Source organism: Aeromonas sp. R2-2 (genome assembly GCF_040908355.1).
Lineage (GTDB): Bacteria > Pseudomonadota > Gammaproteobacteria > Enterobacterales > Aeromonadaceae > Aeromonas > Aeromonas veronii.
The window spans coordinates 37,170-51,624 of record NZ_JBFODQ010000066.1; the positions used below are offsets into that span (position 1 = coordinate 37,170).

14 protein-coding genes are annotated in these 14,455 nt (G+C 61.9%); 6 read left to right on the plus strand and 8 right to left on the minus strand.

Features of this window, described 5'->3' with window-relative positions:
- Positions 1 to 25 precede the first annotated feature (25 nt).
- Positions 26 to 514: an OmpA family protein gene (locus AB5Z09_RS13390; protein ID WP_005333642.1), complete on the plus strand. Its 489-nt coding sequence runs from the start codon at positions 26 to 28 to the stop codon at positions 512 to 514.
- 88 nt (positions 515 to 602) lie between these two features.
- Here AB5Z09_RS13390 and AB5Z09_RS13395 read toward each other — a convergent pair whose 3' ends face one another.
- Positions 603 to 1,340, minus strand: coding sequence for a TerC family protein (locus AB5Z09_RS13395; RefSeq protein ID WP_005333641.1), 738 nt, complete (start codon positions 1,338 to 1,340; stop codon positions 603 to 605).
- Positions 1,341 to 1,460: 120 nt separating this feature from the next.
- Between AB5Z09_RS13395 and AB5Z09_RS13400 the strand changes: the two genes are divergently transcribed.
- From AB5Z09_RS13400 to AB5Z09_RS13410, 3 genes are all read left to right on the plus strand, one after another.
- Entirely contained in the window at positions 1,461 to 2,576 is a 1,116-nt protein-coding gene (locus AB5Z09_RS13400) for an ATP-NAD kinase family protein (protein WP_368195483.1), read from the plus strand.
- A 99-nt stretch (positions 2,577 to 2,675) separates the two neighbouring features.
- The gene (locus tag AB5Z09_RS13405; protein ID WP_005333639.1) at positions 2,676 to 2,954 is read left to right on the plus strand and encodes a YfcL family protein; all 279 of its coding nucleotides are present in this window, start codon (positions 2,676 to 2,678) and stop codon (positions 2,952 to 2,954) included.
- 98 nt (positions 2,955 to 3,052) lie between these two features.
- Complete coding sequence (locus AB5Z09_RS13410) at positions 3,053 to 4,717, plus strand: AMP-binding protein (protein ID WP_199427426.1); 1,665 nt, start codon at positions 3,053 to 3,055, stop codon at positions 4,715 to 4,717.
- A gap of 113 nt (positions 4,718 to 4,830) precedes the next feature.
- On the opposite strand, the gene AB5Z09_RS13415 is transcribed toward AB5Z09_RS13410, so the two are convergent.
- The 3 genes from AB5Z09_RS13415 to AB5Z09_RS13425 form a co-directional block, all read right to left on the minus strand.
- Positions 4,831 to 5,994, minus strand: coding sequence for a PLP-dependent aspartate aminotransferase family protein (locus tag AB5Z09_RS13415; protein WP_100645691.1), 1,164 nt, complete (start codon positions 5,992 to 5,994; stop codon positions 4,831 to 4,833).
- A 133-nt stretch (positions 5,995 to 6,127) separates the two neighbouring features.
- A complete protein-coding gene (locus AB5Z09_RS13420) occupies positions 6,128 to 7,171 on the minus strand; it encodes an isopenicillin N synthase family oxygenase (RefSeq protein ID WP_120414101.1) in 1,044 nt (347 codons plus the stop codon).
- Between the two features lie 445 nt (positions 7,172 to 7,616).
- Entirely contained in the window at positions 7,617 to 8,255 is a 639-nt protein-coding gene (locus AB5Z09_RS13425; RefSeq protein ID WP_120414102.1) for an NAD(P)-dependent oxidoreductase, read from the minus strand.
- Between the two features lie 101 nt (positions 8,256 to 8,356).
- On the opposite strand from AB5Z09_RS13425, the gene AB5Z09_RS13430 reads away from it, so the two are divergent.
- A complete protein-coding gene (locus tag AB5Z09_RS13430; RefSeq protein WP_042052878.1) occupies positions 8,357 to 9,247 on the plus strand; it encodes a LysR family transcriptional regulator in 891 nt (296 codons plus the stop codon).
- A gap of 124 nt (positions 9,248 to 9,371) precedes the next feature.
- Here AB5Z09_RS13430 and AB5Z09_RS13435 read toward each other — a convergent pair whose 3' ends face one another.
- The 4 genes from AB5Z09_RS13435 to AB5Z09_RS13450 form a co-directional block, all read right to left on the minus strand.
- Complete coding sequence (locus AB5Z09_RS13435; protein WP_013723653.1) at positions 9,372 to 10,274, minus strand: LysR family transcriptional regulator; 903 nt, start codon at positions 10,272 to 10,274, stop codon at positions 9,372 to 9,374.
- A gap of 100 nt (positions 10,275 to 10,374) precedes the next feature.
- On the minus strand, positions 10,375 to 11,634 hold the full coding sequence (locus AB5Z09_RS13440; RefSeq protein WP_368195484.1) for a CynX/NimT family MFS transporter: 1,260 nt from the start codon (positions 11,632 to 11,634) through the stop codon (positions 10,375 to 10,377).
- Positions 11,631 to 12,530, minus strand: coding sequence for a pirin family protein (locus AB5Z09_RS13445; protein WP_120414104.1), 900 nt, complete (start codon positions 12,528 to 12,530; stop codon positions 11,631 to 11,633). The genes AB5Z09_RS13440 and AB5Z09_RS13445 overlap by 4 nt, the downstream gene beginning before the upstream one ends.
- A 59-nt stretch (positions 12,531 to 12,589) precedes the next feature.
- Positions 12,590 to 13,327, minus strand: coding sequence for an isochorismatase family protein (locus tag AB5Z09_RS13450; RefSeq protein WP_005333630.1), 738 nt, complete (start codon positions 13,325 to 13,327; stop codon positions 12,590 to 12,592).
- Between the two features lie 192 nt (positions 13,328 to 13,519).
- Here AB5Z09_RS13450 and AB5Z09_RS13455 point away from each other — a divergent pair, with 192 nt between their 5' ends.
- On the plus strand, positions 13,520 to 14,455 hold the full coding sequence (locus AB5Z09_RS13455) for a LysR substrate-binding domain-containing protein (RefSeq protein WP_368195485.1): 936 nt from the start codon (positions 13,520 to 13,522) through the stop codon (positions 14,453 to 14,455).

Consider the following 14,455-nt stretch of genomic DNA (forward strand, 5'->3'; position numbering starts at 1 on the left):
TAACAACATAAACAAGGAGCAAACCATGAAGATCACCCACCTGTTGAAAGTGACCCTGCTGGGGTTGATGTTGTCGCTGCTGGCCGGTTGCCAGAGCGCGCCCAAGGGGTTGACCCCGGAGCAGATCGCCGTGCTCAAGGAGCAGGGCTTTTATCTGACCGATGAGGGGTGGACGCTGGATCTGGCCAACCGGGTGCTGTTTGCCAACAACGTGGGGGCGCTCAATCCCCAGACTCGCCAATCCGTTGAAAAACTGGGTAAAACACTGCTTGGCGTAGGGTTGGACAAGGCGCGGGTGGATGGCCACACCGATAATACCGGCGAGAGCAGCTACAACCAGCAACTCTCCCTGAAGCGGGCCCAGTCGGTGGCCGATGTGCTGGTCTCGGTCGGCATGAAGCCAGCCAATCTGGAGATCCATGGCCGTGGCGAGACCATGCCGCTGGCGGATAACAAGACCAGAGAGGGCCGGGCCGCCAACCGCCGGGTTGCCATCGTCATCAGCGATCAATAACCCTTTCATCGTTTCGTTACCCATAAAAAAAGAGCGCCCGACCGGCGCTCTTTTTGATCGCGACAGTTGGGGTCGCGAGGGCATAGGGTTACTGCGCGCTATTTTGCCCGTTATTGTCGTGATGGCTGCGCAGTCGGATGTTGATCATCTCCACCACCAGCGAGAAGGCCATGGCGAAGTAGATGTAGCCCTTCGGAATATGCAGGTCCATCCCCTCGGCCATCAGGGCGAAACCGACCAAGGTGAGGAAGGAGAGGGCCAGCATCTTGATGGTGGGGTGGCTGTCGACGAAATCACCGATGGATTTGGCGGCAAACATCATGATAAAGACGGCGATCATGATGGCCAGCACCATCACCGGCACGTGATCGGCCATACCGACTGCGGTGATCACCGAGTCGAGGCTGAACACGATATCGAGGATGGCGATCTGGATCAGGGTGCTGATAAAGCCCGAGGCCGCTTTGCTGACGCTCTCCGGCTCGGCCGCCCCTTCCAGGGTGACGTGGATCTCGTGAGCACTCTTGCCGATGAGGAACAGGCCCCCCAGCAGCAGGATCAGGTCGCGGCCGGAGATGGCTTCACCCAGCACGGTGAAGAGCGGATCGGTGAGGCGCATCACCCAGGCCAGCGAGAGCAGCAGCAGGATCCGGGTACCCATGGCGAGCCCCAGACCCAGAATACGCGCTTTTTGACGCTGCGCCTCCGGCAGGCGACCGACCAGGATGGAGATAAAGATGATGTTGTCGATGCCCAGCACGATCTCGAGCAGGGTAAGGGTGGCGAGTGCGACCCAGGCAGAGGGATCAAGAACCCATTCCAGCATGATTGAACCTTGGTTGAAAATTGGTTGGAAAATTGAAGCAGCGCATTCTAGCAGGGGCGCCACTGCTTGTCCCAGAGGGGGGAAAAGATAAAAATGGTGGCCATCGCAAGGGAGGCAGGCATGTTTCGATTAGGGTTCATTATTAATCCGGTCGCCGGGATTGGCGGTGCAGTGGGGCTCAAGGGCAGTGACGGTGTGGTTGCCGAGGCGCTGGCCCGAGGCGCGGTGCCCAAAGCGCAGGAGCGGGCGCGGCAAGCTCTGTTGCCACTGTGCGAGCTGAGCGTCCCGTTTGAACTGCTGACGGTGGCGGGAGAGATGGGGGAGGCGGTGGCCCGCGAGCTGGGGTTGCCCTGTCGGGTCATCTATCAACCGGTCGGGGATAGCACCTCGGCCGATGATACCCGCCACGCCGCCGGGCTGATGCGCGAAGCCGGGGTCGATCTGCTGCTGTTTGCCGGTGGTGATGGCACGGCGCGGGATATCTGCGCCGCGGTGGGGGAGTCCTGCCATGTGCTCGGCATTCCCGCGGGGTGCAAGATCCACTCCGGCGTCTACGGGGTGACGCCCGCTGCCAGCGGGCGGGTGGTGGCGCGGATGATCGCAGGGGAACTGCTCAGCCTGATCGATGCCGAGGTGCGCGACATCGACGAGGAGGCGTTTCGCACGGGCAAGGTGCGGGCCCGCCACTACGGCCAGCTGAAGGTGCCCGGCGATCTGCGTTACGTACAGGCGGTAAAACAGGGGGGCAAGGAGTCCGAAGAGCTGGTGTTGGCGGATCTCGCCGCCGGTGTGGTGGAGCAGATGGAGCCCGATACCCTCTATCTGATGGGCTCCGGCAGCACGGTGGCAGCCTGTATGGCAGAGCTCGGTCTGGAAAATACTTTGCTCGGTGTGGATCTGGTGGAAAATGGCCGACTTATCGGGCAGGATCTCAGCGCCGCCGAGATCCTGACCCGGATCCGCGGCCGTCGCTGCCGACTGATCATGACCCTGATAGGCGGACAGGGACATCTGTTCGGGCGCGGAAATCAGCAATTGAGTCCAGAGGTGATTCGGTGTGTCGGGCTGGAGAATATCCAGGTGCTGGCAACCAAAGCCAAGCTTGCCGCCCTTGCGGGCAGGCCGCTGCTGGTGGATACCGATGATCCCGAATTAAACCGGGCGTTGCGTGGTTATCTGCGAATAACCACGGGATACAAGGATCAGGTCATCTACCCGGTGGCCAACCCGGAATAGGACGCCAAGGACGCTGCTGGCCTGGCGCCAGAGAGCTGCAATCAACCGGATTGCGGTTCCATACTCCCGAATTTTTTGCCGCAAATGAGGCTGCGTTACATGACGATTCACGATTTTGAGCACAAGTTGTTGGGACTGATCGACAGCATGGTTGCCACCGCGACCGATGATGAGCTGTTTGCGGGGGGTTACCTGCGAGGTCATATCTCATTGGCCGTTGCCCGGGCCGAGCTGGAAGGCAAGACCCTGGTGCGGGACGTCAAGAGCTATGTGCTGCGCAGCCTCAACGAGGCGATCTTGCAAGGTGAGCTATCTGAAGAGGATGAAAAACTGGTGCAGGCGATGTGGAGTCGTTTGCAACAAGACGCAGAAGCTTGATCGGATACACAATTCAAACTGAAGTTTGAGTTTATCCTTCCCCTGAAGTTAGTGAAAGGTTAATAATAAGTTTCGCCTTTTGTTTCAGGGATTAAACTATGGCCTCTTCCTCACGCATTGCCAATAAACTGCCGCTCGAGATGCTCTATCAGTGGGAGCGGCAGTGTCCTGATCGAACCTACCTGCGTCAAACCATCAACCGCGAATATGTCGATTTCACCTGGGGTGAAGTGGCCGATGAAGCGCGGCGGATGGTTACGGCCTTGCGTCACCTCGGTCTGGTGGCCGGTGACAAGGTGGCGCTGCTCTCCAAGAACTGTGCCCAGTGGTTTATCGCCGATCTGGCGATGCAGATGGGGCAGTATGTGAGCGTGCCCATCTACCCGACCGCCAACGTCGACACCATCGAATATGTGCTGCGCCATAGCGAGGCCAAAGCGATCTTCGTCGGCAAGTTGGATGACTGGAAGAGTCAGGAGGCGGGCGTACCCGACGATCTGCTGCGCATCGCCTTCCCCTATGACACCATGCCGGCCAGCCACCAGTGGGATGACCTGCTGGAGGCGCACGAGCCGATCCCTGACAGCCCGGTGCAGGCCCCTGACTCCCTGCTGAGTCTGGTCTACACCTCTGGCAGTACCGGCAAGCCGAAAGGGGCCATGCTGAGCGTCGAGCGCTACGCCTGGTCGTGCGAGAAGCTGGTGGAGACGGTGAGCCTGAGCCAGGCCGATCGGGGCTTCTCCTACCTGCCGCTGGCCCATATTACCGAGCGGGTCTACATCTATGGCGGCAGTCTCTATGGCGGCGCTACCATCGCGTTCCCCGAATCCCTCGACACCTTTATCGAAGATGTCAAACGCTGCCGTCCCACCGTCTTTATCTCGGTGCCGCGGCTGTGGGCCATGTTCCGCATCAAGATCCACGAGAAGCTGCCCCAGAACAAACTGGCGTTGCTGCTCAAGATCCCGCTTATCTCCGGCCTTATCAAACGCAAGCTGCAAAAGGGGTTGGGACTGGATCAGGCCCGGGTACTCGGCTGCGGCTCCGCGCCTGTCTCCCCTGCGCTGCTTGAGTGGTATCTGAGCATTGGCCTCAAGGTGACGGAAGCCTGGGGCATGACCGAGAACCACGCCTACTCCACCATCAACTACCCATTCCGCGCCGACAAGATCGGCACCGTCGGCAAGGCGGGGATCGGGGTGACCATCAAGATCTCCGACGAGGGGGAGATCCTCTGCCGCTGCGAAGGGATGATGCTGGGTTACTACAAGGATCCCGAGCACAGCGCCGAGGCCATCGATGCCGAGGGGTGGCTGCACACTGGCGACATGGGCAAGCTGGACAAGGAGGGTTATCTCACCATCACCGGCCGGATGAAGGATGTGTTCAAGACCGCCAAGGGCAAGTATGTGGCGCCGGTGCCCATCGAGGGACTGCTGGGGCAGGAGCCCATCATCGAACAGCTCTGCGTGATTGGTTACGGCATGCCCCAGCCCATTGCGCTGGTGCAGCTGGCCGAGAGTGCCATGAGGGGCAATCGGGAGGAGGTCAACGCCAGACTGGAAGCGGCGCGGGTTCGGGTCAACGATCAGCTGGAATCCCACGCCAAGATCCGCGGCATTCTGGTAGTGAAAACCCCCTGGAATATCGAGAACGGCGTGCTGACCCCCACCATGAAGATCAAGCGTCACCTGCTGGAGCAAAAGTACGCCCAGGTCGGGGATCGCTGGCCCTCATCGCAAGTGGTGGTGTGGGAGGAGTAAATCCCCCATTTTCCACATCGCGACAAACAACAACGGCCCTTGATGGGCCGTTGTTGTTTTTGGGGGTTATCACTCGCCGCCATTTGGCGGGCAAGTGAGAAACGAGCTCCCGGTTAGATCTGCGCCAGCGCGGCGGCCAGATCGGCAATCAGATCGTCGGCGTCTTCCACCCCGATGCTGAATCGAATGAGGTCGTCATTGACCCCGGCGGCGAGGCGGCTCGCCTCGTCCATGGCGGCGTGAGTGGTACTGGCCGGATGGCAGGCGAGACTCTCGAGATCCCCCAGACTCACCGCCTGCACGAATAGCTGCAGGTTGTCGAGCAGGGTAGCGCAGCGCTCAAACCCGCCTTCCAGTTCGATGCTCACCATGCCGCCAAAGCCGCTGGCGAAGGCGCCGAGGGCATCGTGGCCCGGATGGTTGGCAAGCCCCGGGTAGATCACCTTCTTCACTGCCGGGTGGGCTGCCAGAAACTCGGCCACTTTCTGGGCATTGTGCAGGTGGGCATCCATCCGTAGCGGCAGGGTCTTGACCCCACGCTGCAGCAGGTAGGCCTCCTGCGGGCCAATGGGAGAACCGATATGTTTGAGGGCCACGGTGCGGATCGGCTTCATCAGGGCGTGAGATCCCGCTACCACCCCAGCGATGATGTCGCCGTGGCCGCCCAGATATTTGGTGCCGCTGTGCATCACTACATCGACCCCGAGTTCCAGCGGACGCAGCAGGTAAGGGGTGAGGAAGGTGTTGTCACACACTGTGATGGCGCCCACTTTGCGGGCTGCTTCCACCACCAACCGCGGATCCACCACCTTGAGGGTGGGGTTGGTCAGGGTTTCGAACAGTACCACCTTGGTGGCGGGGCGGATGTTGGCCAGCAGATCCCGATCGCTCTCGTAGGCGGTGACTTTTATGCCGGCGCGGCTGAAGGTTTGCTTGAGGAAGGCATCGGTGCCGCCGTAGAGCGGGCCGATATAGGCCACCTCATCGCCGCTGTCGGCCAGGGCATACATGATGGCGCTCACCGCTGCCATGCCGCTCGCCACCACCAGCGCTTCATCGGCACCTTCAAGCGCCGCCAGCTTCTGCTCCAGCTCGGCGGTGGTGGGGTTGCCAAAGCGGCTGTAGATAAAGCCGGGGGCCTGACCTGCAAAGCGCTCCTTGCCCGCCTGGGCGTTGAAGTAGCTGAAGGTGCTGCTCTGGTAGAGCGGGGTGGTGAGGGCGCCGGTCTGTGGGTCGATCCGCTGGCCGCTGTGTACGCTCATGGTCTTGAATTTCATCGTGTTGCTCCGTGATGACCAGGCTCTGGCCATGACTTGTTTTGTTGTTCGTTGCTTGTTGTTTTTGTCAGCGCGGGTATGTGCATGCGGCTTGTGGCTTATGCATATACCCGCCTAGGGATCTTTACGCTGCTTAGGCCGTTATCGCTTCGCTTTCAGTGCGCGGGAGGCGAGTTGGTTCCACCGGCCCATAGTGCCGCGCCGCCACATCCGGGTGGGAGCGCAGCCGCCCTTTCAGCACGTTCTCCCCCACCTGATAGAAGAGCGGATTGGTCGGGTCACTCTCCGGCCCTTGCGCCTGTGCTGCCAGCTCGGGGGAGAGGCTGAGCAGTGGCACGGTGGCATCGAGCCGCGCCGCCATAAAGAAGGCGCAGGAGAGGCGCGATACGCCGGGCGGCGGGCTCACCACCCGATGCAGGGTCGCCTTGAGATAGCCGTTGGAGGCCAGCTCAAGCAGCTCGCCGATATTGACCACCAGCGCACCCGGCAGGGGGGGCGCGGAGATCCAGCCGTTGGCCGTCTCGACCTCAAGCCCCGAATTATTGTCCTGCATCACCAGCGTCAGGTAGCCGGGATCCTTGTGGGCGCCGACCCCCTGACTGCTGCCGCCCGCCTCTTGCCCCGGGTAGTGAATCAGCTTCATGTGCTGGTAGGGGGCGCCGCGGATGCTGTCGTCAAACACGTTGGCCGGTTGCTCCAGCACCTCGGCAAAAGCGGCCAGCAGGGTGAGGGTGATATCGCTCAGCCGATCTTGCCACGCCAGCAGATGGGCTTTCATCTCTGGCAGAGTAGTCGGCCACTGGTTGGGGCCGATCAGCCGCTGCCAGGGTTCACGGATCAGGGCCGCAGGCAGGGCTTGCGCCTCATTCATGATATCGAACTGCTCCCGCAGATCCGGTCGCTGGCGGGTCAGCTCGGCACCGACCCGGTTGTAGCCGCGAAAGTGGGGGCTGTTGACCATCTGCACCGCCAGCTTCTCCTGCTCCGGCAGAGCAAAGAAGCGCTCTGCCAGCGCCAGAGTCTCTAGCATCTCAACCTTGCTCAAGCCGTGGCCGACCAGATAGAAAAAGCCCACATCGCGGGCGGCCGCGGCCAGCCTGGCCAACATAGGGCTACGCACCTCGGGTGCCCCGTTGAGGGCAGCCAGATCGATGATCGGCAGTGGTGAATGTTCCATGTGCACCTCCTCACTCTTTCGTTATCTCTGGCGCCATCTCTTCTGCTGCCTCTGGTGCGGGCAGGTCTGATGAGCGGCAAACGGGATGGCGCGACAGTGTGGCGGTGTGCGCTGCGGTGTGGCGCCATCTGGGATAAAGGGGATGCTACTGTTCGGTGTTATAAGACGGAAACAACAAATTATTCTTAGTTATATACAAAATTCGAAATGGAATTCGGTGCCTGATGGGCTGAAGGTTTTTTGCGCAGCCATTGTGGGGTAAAGGGGCAACGATGAGGGGGAGAGTGATAACCAGAGGCAAGCTGCCAGCAGCAAAAATGACCAAAACAGAAAATGGCCAAAACAGAAGGGAGGCGGATGCCTCCCTTCTGGTTGAGCGGGTGTTCACCTGACCGGAAGCGTAGGTGAGTGACTGCGCATTCTGGCCTTAACCGATTGCTGGCTCTCAGTAACCCAGGGTAAAGCGCTGGCGCTGGTGAGCCGGTTTTTCCACCTCGTTCAGCACACCGTCGGCCAGATCACCGGCGGTGATCCCGGTAGGCTGTTCGCCACTAAAGAGCACCTGATCGCCACCAATCCGATAGCCGCCGCGCTTCTCGCCCGGTTCGAGGAACACCGGGGGAGAGACAAAGCGCCAGTCGAGGGTGGTTTCACGACGCAGGGCGGTGAGACCGTCGCGGGCCGCCAGCGCCCCCTGTTTCCACTCGGCCGGAAACTCAGGGGTATCCACCAGTTGCACGCCGGGGGCAACCTCCAGACTGCCGGCGCCACCTACTACCAGCAGCCAGCTGTTGGCCGCTTTGGCTGCTGCGACGATCGCGTTGGCGCCCTTGAGGTACTGGTCGTAGATATCCGGTGTGGTCCAGCCCGGGTTGTAGGCGCTGATCACCCGATCGTGCCCCTTGAGCACCTCGGCCAATGCCTGCGGGTTTTGGGCATCCACCGCCACGGCGGTGACCTGCGGATGGGCGGCCACCTTGCTGACATCGCGGACGATGGCGGTGACGTGATGGCCGCGGCTGATGGCCTCGTTCAGGATGGCTGAACCGACAAAACCACTGGCACCGATCAGGGCAATCTTCATGGGGAACTCTCCTTCACTGTTGGAATGGGGCTATCCTACGCCGCCATTTATGATTTAATAATCACCTCAAAAATGCATTCACTTATAAGCTGGATTTAATAATGGAACAGCTCAGACGTTACGCCATCTTCGCCGCCGTGGTGGAAGCGGGCAGCATGACGGGGGCGGCCAAATCCCTTGGCATGACCCCCTCCGCCGTCAGTCAGCATATCAGTCAGCTCGAAAGCCTGCTCGGACTGCCCCTGCTCCATCGCTCCACCCGTCGTCTCAGTCTGACCGAGGCGGGAGAGGTGGTGTGGCAAGGGTGTCGGGCGTTGCAGCAGACTCTGAGCGAAACCGAGCTGCGCCTCTCGGAGGTGCGCGACGCCCTGCTCGGGGAAGTGCGGATCACCGCCCCGGTGGGGATGGCGGGCCAGCCGCTGGCGCTGGCCCTCTCACCGCTGCTGCAGGCCCACCCCGGCCTCACCATCCAGATCATCGCCGACGACGAGAAACGGGATCTCATTGCCGAGCGGATCGACGTGGCGCTGCGGGTCGGCACCTTGCCTGACTCGACCCTGGTGGCCCGCAAGCTGGGCCAGACCCGGATGCTGCTCTGCGCCGCCCCCGCCTATCTGGCGCGCAAGGGGACGCCGCGCATGCCCGACGATCTGGCGACTCACGACTGGCTCTGCGGCGACATGCTGGGCAACGGTTTGCTGCTGCAGGATGAAAAGGGTGGCGAACACAGGGTGAGGTTCAAGGCCAAGGTGCTCTGCAACAACGTGTTGCCCCTGCGCCAGTTTGCGCTGGCAGGGCAGGGGATCTCGCTGCAACCGGAGGGAGAAATTGGCGAGGATCTGGCTCAGGGGCGTCTGCTCGAACTGCTGCCCGGTTTTCGGGTGCAGCCGATGGAGATCCACGCCATCACGCCGCAGCGGGAGATCCCGGAGAAGGTGCGACGGGTGGTGGAGGCGCTGCGCAGCTATTTCGGCACGACGATGTCGTCATGAGCTGCGCCTTAATGGTTGAGAAAAGGCGCCCGATTATCCTGAAGGGGGATTATCCATAAGGCGGTTTGTCGACAAGATCGATAGCCCGGATGAGGAGATGGGCATGCTTGACTGTTAAGCATACTTAAAACGAACTGACGGCCCGCACCTGATCTTTGAGCCAATTAAGCCCGGTATCCTGACCGGAGCTCTTGTGCCAACTCATGTAGACGGGGCAATCCTCCGAGAGCCAGGGGAGGGGATAGCTGGCCAGATCCAGCGCTTGCCCCAGCTTCTCCATGTGCCACTGGCTGGCGACGCAGAGCCAGTCGGTACGACTCACCAGATGAAGGGCGGTGAGCAGGGAGTCGCTCTCGTAGGCAATCTGGCGCGGCGGCAGCGGCGCCTTGGTCAGGGTGTTGAGCAGCAAGCTGTCGAGCCGCCTGGTTTGCAATACCACGTGCTTTTCGTTGAAGAAGGTGGCCATGTCGGGGGCCTGGCGGATCCTGGGGTGATCCTTGCGGCAGGCGATGCGCAGGGCCTGGGACATGATCTGCTCGTTTTCGATCCCCTGCTCCGCCATCGGCTTGGTGGCCAGCACCAGATCCACGCTGTGCAGATAGAGGCTGTTCTGGCGCAGGGCTTCGTCCTGCACCTGGGTGTTCCACTCCAGCTGACAGTTGGGGGCTTGGGTCTGCAGCAGGTTGTTGAGCTCCGGCAGGAAGAAGATATCGATATCGGGCACCCCCGCGATGCGAAAGGTGCGCCGACTGGTCTGGGGATCAAAGAGATCGGTGCGCTGCAGGCTGCGCTCCATGTCGTGCAGCGGCACCATGATCTCGTGGTGCAGACTGAGCGCTCGCGCCGTGGGGGTGATGCCGCGTCCCTGGCGGACAAACAGCGGCTCGCCCACCAGGCTGGTCAGGCGGCTGATGGCCTGGCTGATGGCCGAGGGGGTCATCTCCATCATCTCGGCGGCCGTGGTGACACCACCATAGCGGATCACCGCATCGAGGACGCGAAAGAGATTGAGATCGACTTGAGACATGGTGGCTACCGTTAAGCATGATTAAACAGTTAACATACTGAACAGCCTCTTGTCCGGCCAGCATTCCCTGCGATAACTGTGATGTTTCCCTCTCTATTCGTCATCTTCCATCTTGCCGCGAATGCGATCGAGCCTGTTTCGCAGCCATGCTTGAGTCCGGCAGGTGGCCCGCGGCATAGAGCAGCGCGACCAGCAGCAAGCCGCCCAGAAAGAGCCAGCGAGCGCTCCCCCAATGGCCGCTGTCCGTCATCAGGGCCGCCAGCAGCAAAGGCCCCAGCAGCTGACCGAGGTTGGCGAGCTGGACAAAAAAGCCCTGCACGATGGCCAGTTGCACCGGCCCCTGACTCACTCCCTGCGCAGACGAGAGGATCGCTGGCGGCGCCATGCCACCCGAAAGGGAGAGGACGAGGCACAATCCATAGGCCCACCACGGCGACAGGCCGGGCCAGAAGGCGAGCATGTCGCACAGCGCCATCAGACCCAGTGCCCAGCTGATGAGCCGATCTCGTGCCACGCCCCGGCGCAGCAGCAATGCCCCCATCAGGTTGCCGGGAATATTGGCGACCACCGCCAGCGCCGAAAGCAGGGCGATCTGGCTTTGGCCAATCCCGGGGCTGCCTTGCAACATGGTTGGCAGCCAGACAAAGAGCGCCCAGAGCATCAGGCTGTAGAGCGTGAACGCCAACCCGTAGCGCCAGAGTGCCTTCTGCCGGAGCACCGTCAGTTGGCGTAGCGGGTGGCCCGAGTTGATCGAGTTTTGGGATGCCCAGACCCGCAGTTTATCTGCTGAGCGACTGGCGAGCAGAAGCAGCAGGGCAGAGAGTTGCGGGATCATCAGGATCAGCCAGGCCAGTCGCCAGCCACCTTGTGCCGTGAGCCAGGGGGTGAGCAGCATACCCGCCGCTGCCCCGAGAGGCAGGTTGACTGCCCACAGGCTTATGGCCAGCCGTTTATCCTCCTCCCGGGTCACCGCTACGATAAAGGCGGGCATGGCCACCGAGACCAGCAAAAAGCCAATCCCCTCGACAATGCGCGACAGCAGCATCATGGCCAGCCCGGTGGCGGGCAGCGCCAACGCACCGCCTGTGACGATAACCAAAAGCCCGACAACCCCGGTTTGCCGCCCACTCCAGCGGGTCAGCAACAGGCCGAGAAAGAGGCTGAAGAGGATCGCCAGCGTATTGAAAGCTGAGGCGAGATAGCTGGCTTCGACCAGTGTCAGCCCCAGCTCGCTGCGCAGTATGCCGAGTACGGCGGGCACTTTGCCAAGGCAGAGGGCGCCGCTGGCACCGGCAAAAATGGCGAGGAAGACCAGAGGCCAGCGCGTGCTTTGTGGCTGGTAGCCAGCGAGCGTGCTCATGGCCGATATTGGCCGTTGCGCAGCCACTCATCGTTGAGCTGACCAAATTCGCCGCGCTGATAGGCATGCAGCCGATCTGCAATGGCGTCGTGGCTGTTCATGACGAAGGGGCCATGTTTGACCAGGGTTTCATTGAGCGCCTGGCCTGAGAGCAGCACGAAGTGGCAGGGCTCGGTGGCCTCAAGCTGCAGAGCCACCGCCTCGCCGCCCTCGGCAGAGAGGCTGACACCCATCCCGTGACCTGCCGGGATGAGGTGCCGCTCTCCCTCAGCCTGCAAAGTCAGCGACCCGGTCAGGGGATAGATCATGGCATTCCAGCCTGCCGCCAGCAGATGGGTGAAGCGGCTGCCGGGCGCGCAATGGCCATCGAGCAGGGTAAAGGGTTGGGGCAGCTCTGCCGAGTGTGGTGCCGTTATCCCGTTGCTGTGGCCTGCGACCACCCGTACTCGCACCCCTTCGCTATGAAACTCGGGGATGGTGGCAGCGGCTGCGTGGACGGCAAAAGGCGACATCATCTTTTGACGGGCAGGCAGGTTGACGAAGATCTGCAGGGCGTGGACATAGGGCGATGCCCCTTCCGGCTGCTCGGTATGTACGGCCCCGCGCCCGGCCGCCAGCCAGTGGAGCGCCCCCGGTTCGATGGGGCCCTGATTGCCGAGGGAGTCGTAGTTGACGTGGGGGCTCGTCGAGTCCTCGAACAGATAGGTGACGGCAGAGATCCCGGCGTGGGGATGGGGCTCGAAGGTGGGGGCGGTCATCTGGAAGTGATCCACCATCACCACGGGGTCTATCAGACCGTTGAAAAAGTGTTCGCCAAAATGGCTGGCTGCAAAGCCGCTGCCAATGCGCAGCGGTTGGCCCTTGACGGGGGCGGAGAGCGTCAGGCGTCTGGTCATCGATATAACCTCTTGAAGACAAAAGAAGCCTTCGGTCATCTGACCGAAGGCGGGGCGAGTTACGACTTCTTGGCACCCTCTTGCATCTGCCACACCAGAGTGGCGAAAGGCATGTCGAGGGCGCTGTAGACATCGTGCGCCTTGGGGTCGACGTTGCTGCGCAGCATCTCGACCGCGGCGGAGGCGTAGTCGGTGACCGGGATACCGGCCCCCAGCAAGCGTTGCAGCCCAGTGGTGCGCTTGGCTTCGTTGAAGGTGCCGGAGGCATCGAGCACCACCCGGGCATCATAGCCGGCAGCCTTGGCAGAGAGGGCCGGGAAGCTGGCGCAGATCTCGAGGGATACCCCGGCGATGATCAGTTGTTTGCGGCCGGTCTTCTCAATGGCGGCGCGCACGGCGGGATCGTCCCAGGCGTTGATGACGGTGCGGTTGATCACCTTCACATCCGGCAGGGCACTGGTCAGTTCAGGCATGGTGGGGCCCCACATGCCATCGGGCATGGTCGCGGTCACGATCACCGGCACGCCGAGGGCGCGGGCGGCGTTGGCCAGCGCCACCACGTTGTGCTTGAGCTCGCCCACCGTGGTGTCGCGCACGCCGCTCAGCAAGCCGACCTGATGGTCGACCAGCAGCAGTACCGCATTGTCTCGGGAGAGCATCTCCAGATAGCGGTTGGGTGATACAGTCGGATGGCTGGCAGCCTCGGCGGCCATGGCCGGTGTCGCTGTGGTGGCCAGCGTGGTGGTCAGGGTCGCCAGACCGAGCAGGGTGGCAGAGCAGATTTGTCGCAGTTTCATGGTGAACTCCTTGTGATATTGGAACAGTCAAACGGCCCTTGCTGGTGGGGCGGATTGCCCGCGCAGCAACCTTCTGATGGGGACAGGGCCATTATGATGGCTGCAAAAATGGCGACAATCTGGTGAAATAGGTTCTTATCGTTCTATTGGTGGAACGATGTGAATGCACCTCACCCTGACCAAGGCTACTCGATGACACCACTGGAACTTGATTTGAATGATCTCTATCTCTTCACCCATGTGGTGCAGCGACAGGGATTCACTGCCGCCGCGCGGGCGCTTGGCGTGCCCAAGTCGCGGATCTCGCGCCGGATCCGGCTGCTGGAGGAGCGGCTGGATACCCGGCTGCTGCAACGTACCTCGCGCCAACTCAGCCTGACCGATGCCGGTGAGGTGCTCTATCGCCACTGTCAGGCGATGTTGGCCGAAGCGCAGGCGGGAGAGGCGGCTGTGCGGCAACGGCAGCAGGAGCCGAGCGGTCTGGTGCGGATCAGCGTGCCCATTACCATGGCCGATGCGCTGCTTGCCCGCTTGTTGCCCGCTTTTATGGCGCAATACCCCAAGGTGAGGCTCGCCGTGCAAGCCAGCAACCGGCAGGTGGATCTGCTGGAGGAGGGGCTGGATGTGGTGATCCGCGGGGTGGCCTTCGAGCAGGCCCCCTCCAGTCTGGTGCAGGTGCCACTCTGCACGGTGCAGTGGGGCGTGCTGGCGACCCCGGCGTGGCTCTCGCGCCACAATGCGCTGGCGCACCCTAGCCAGCTGGAGGGAGAGGATGCCCTGCTTTTCAGCTCGCTGGAGCGTCAGGCCGATCTGTTGCGGCTGCGGCACGACAGTGGGGAGAGTGAGGAGGTGGCGGTCAATGTGCTGCTGCGCAGCGACAATGTGCAAACCCTCAAACAGGCGGCGCTGGCGGGGCTCGGGATGGTGGGCTTGCCACTTTACGCCTGCGTGAGTGAGTTGGCGGATGGGCGGCTGCAACAACTGCTGCCCGAGTGGCGTCCCAAAGATGGCAAGCTGGTGATGCTCTATCCCGCGCGGCGCGGTCTGTCACCGGCGGTCAGGGCCCTCATCGACTTTATCAAGGTGCAGTTGCCTGCACTGTTGGCAGAGGTCGGTCAGCCACGCTGA

Excerpts from the sequence above, each read along its gene's own strand:
- AB5Z09_RS13450 (WP_005333630.1), bottom strand. The coding sequence starts at position 13,327 with ATGAAACTGCGACAAATCTGCTCTGCCACCCTGCTCGGTCTGGCGACC.
- AB5Z09_RS13390 (WP_005333642.1), top strand. The coding sequence starts at position 26 with ATGAAGATCACCCACCTGTTGAAAGTGACCCTGCTGGGGTTGATGTTG.
- AB5Z09_RS13425 (WP_120414102.1), bottom strand. The coding sequence starts at position 8,255 with ATGAAGATTGCCCTGATCGGTGCCAGTGGTTTTGTCGGTTCAGCCATC.
- AB5Z09_RS13445 (WP_120414104.1), bottom strand. The coding sequence starts at position 12,530 with ATGACCAGACGCCTGACGCTCTCCGCCCCCGTCAAGGGCCAACCGCTG.
- AB5Z09_RS13395 (WP_005333641.1), bottom strand. The coding sequence starts at position 1,340 with ATGCTGGAATGGGTTCTTGATCCCTCTGCCTGGGTCGCACTCGCCACC.
- AB5Z09_RS13455 (WP_368195485.1), top strand. The coding sequence starts at position 13,520 with ATGACACCACTGGAACTTGATTTGAATGATCTCTATCTCTTCACCCAT.
- AB5Z09_RS13420 (WP_120414101.1), bottom strand. The coding sequence starts at position 7,171 with ATGGAACATTCACCACTGCCGATCATCGATCTGGCTGCCCTCAACGGG.
- AB5Z09_RS13435 (WP_013723653.1), bottom strand. The coding sequence starts at position 10,274 with ATGTCTCAAGTCGATCTCAATCTCTTTCGCGTCCTCGATGCGGTGATC.
- AB5Z09_RS13415 (WP_100645691.1), bottom strand. The coding sequence starts at position 5,994 with ATGAAATTCAAGACCATGAGCGTACACAGCGGCCAGCGGATCGACCCA.
- AB5Z09_RS13410 (WP_199427426.1), top strand. The coding sequence starts at position 3,053 with ATGGCCTCTTCCTCACGCATTGCCAATAAACTGCCGCTCGAGATGCTC.
- AB5Z09_RS13400 (WP_368195483.1), top strand. The coding sequence starts at position 1,461 with ATGTTTCGATTAGGGTTCATTATTAATCCGGTCGCCGGGATTGGCGGT.
- AB5Z09_RS13430 (WP_042052878.1), top strand. The coding sequence starts at position 8,357 with ATGGAACAGCTCAGACGTTACGCCATCTTCGCCGCCGTGGTGGAAGCG.
- AB5Z09_RS13440 (WP_368195484.1), bottom strand. The coding sequence starts at position 11,634 with ATGAGCACGCTCGCTGGCTACCAGCCACAAAGCACGCGCTGGCCTCTG.
- AB5Z09_RS13405 (WP_005333639.1), top strand. The coding sequence starts at position 2,676 with ATGACGATTCACGATTTTGAGCACAAGTTGTTGGGACTGATCGACAGC.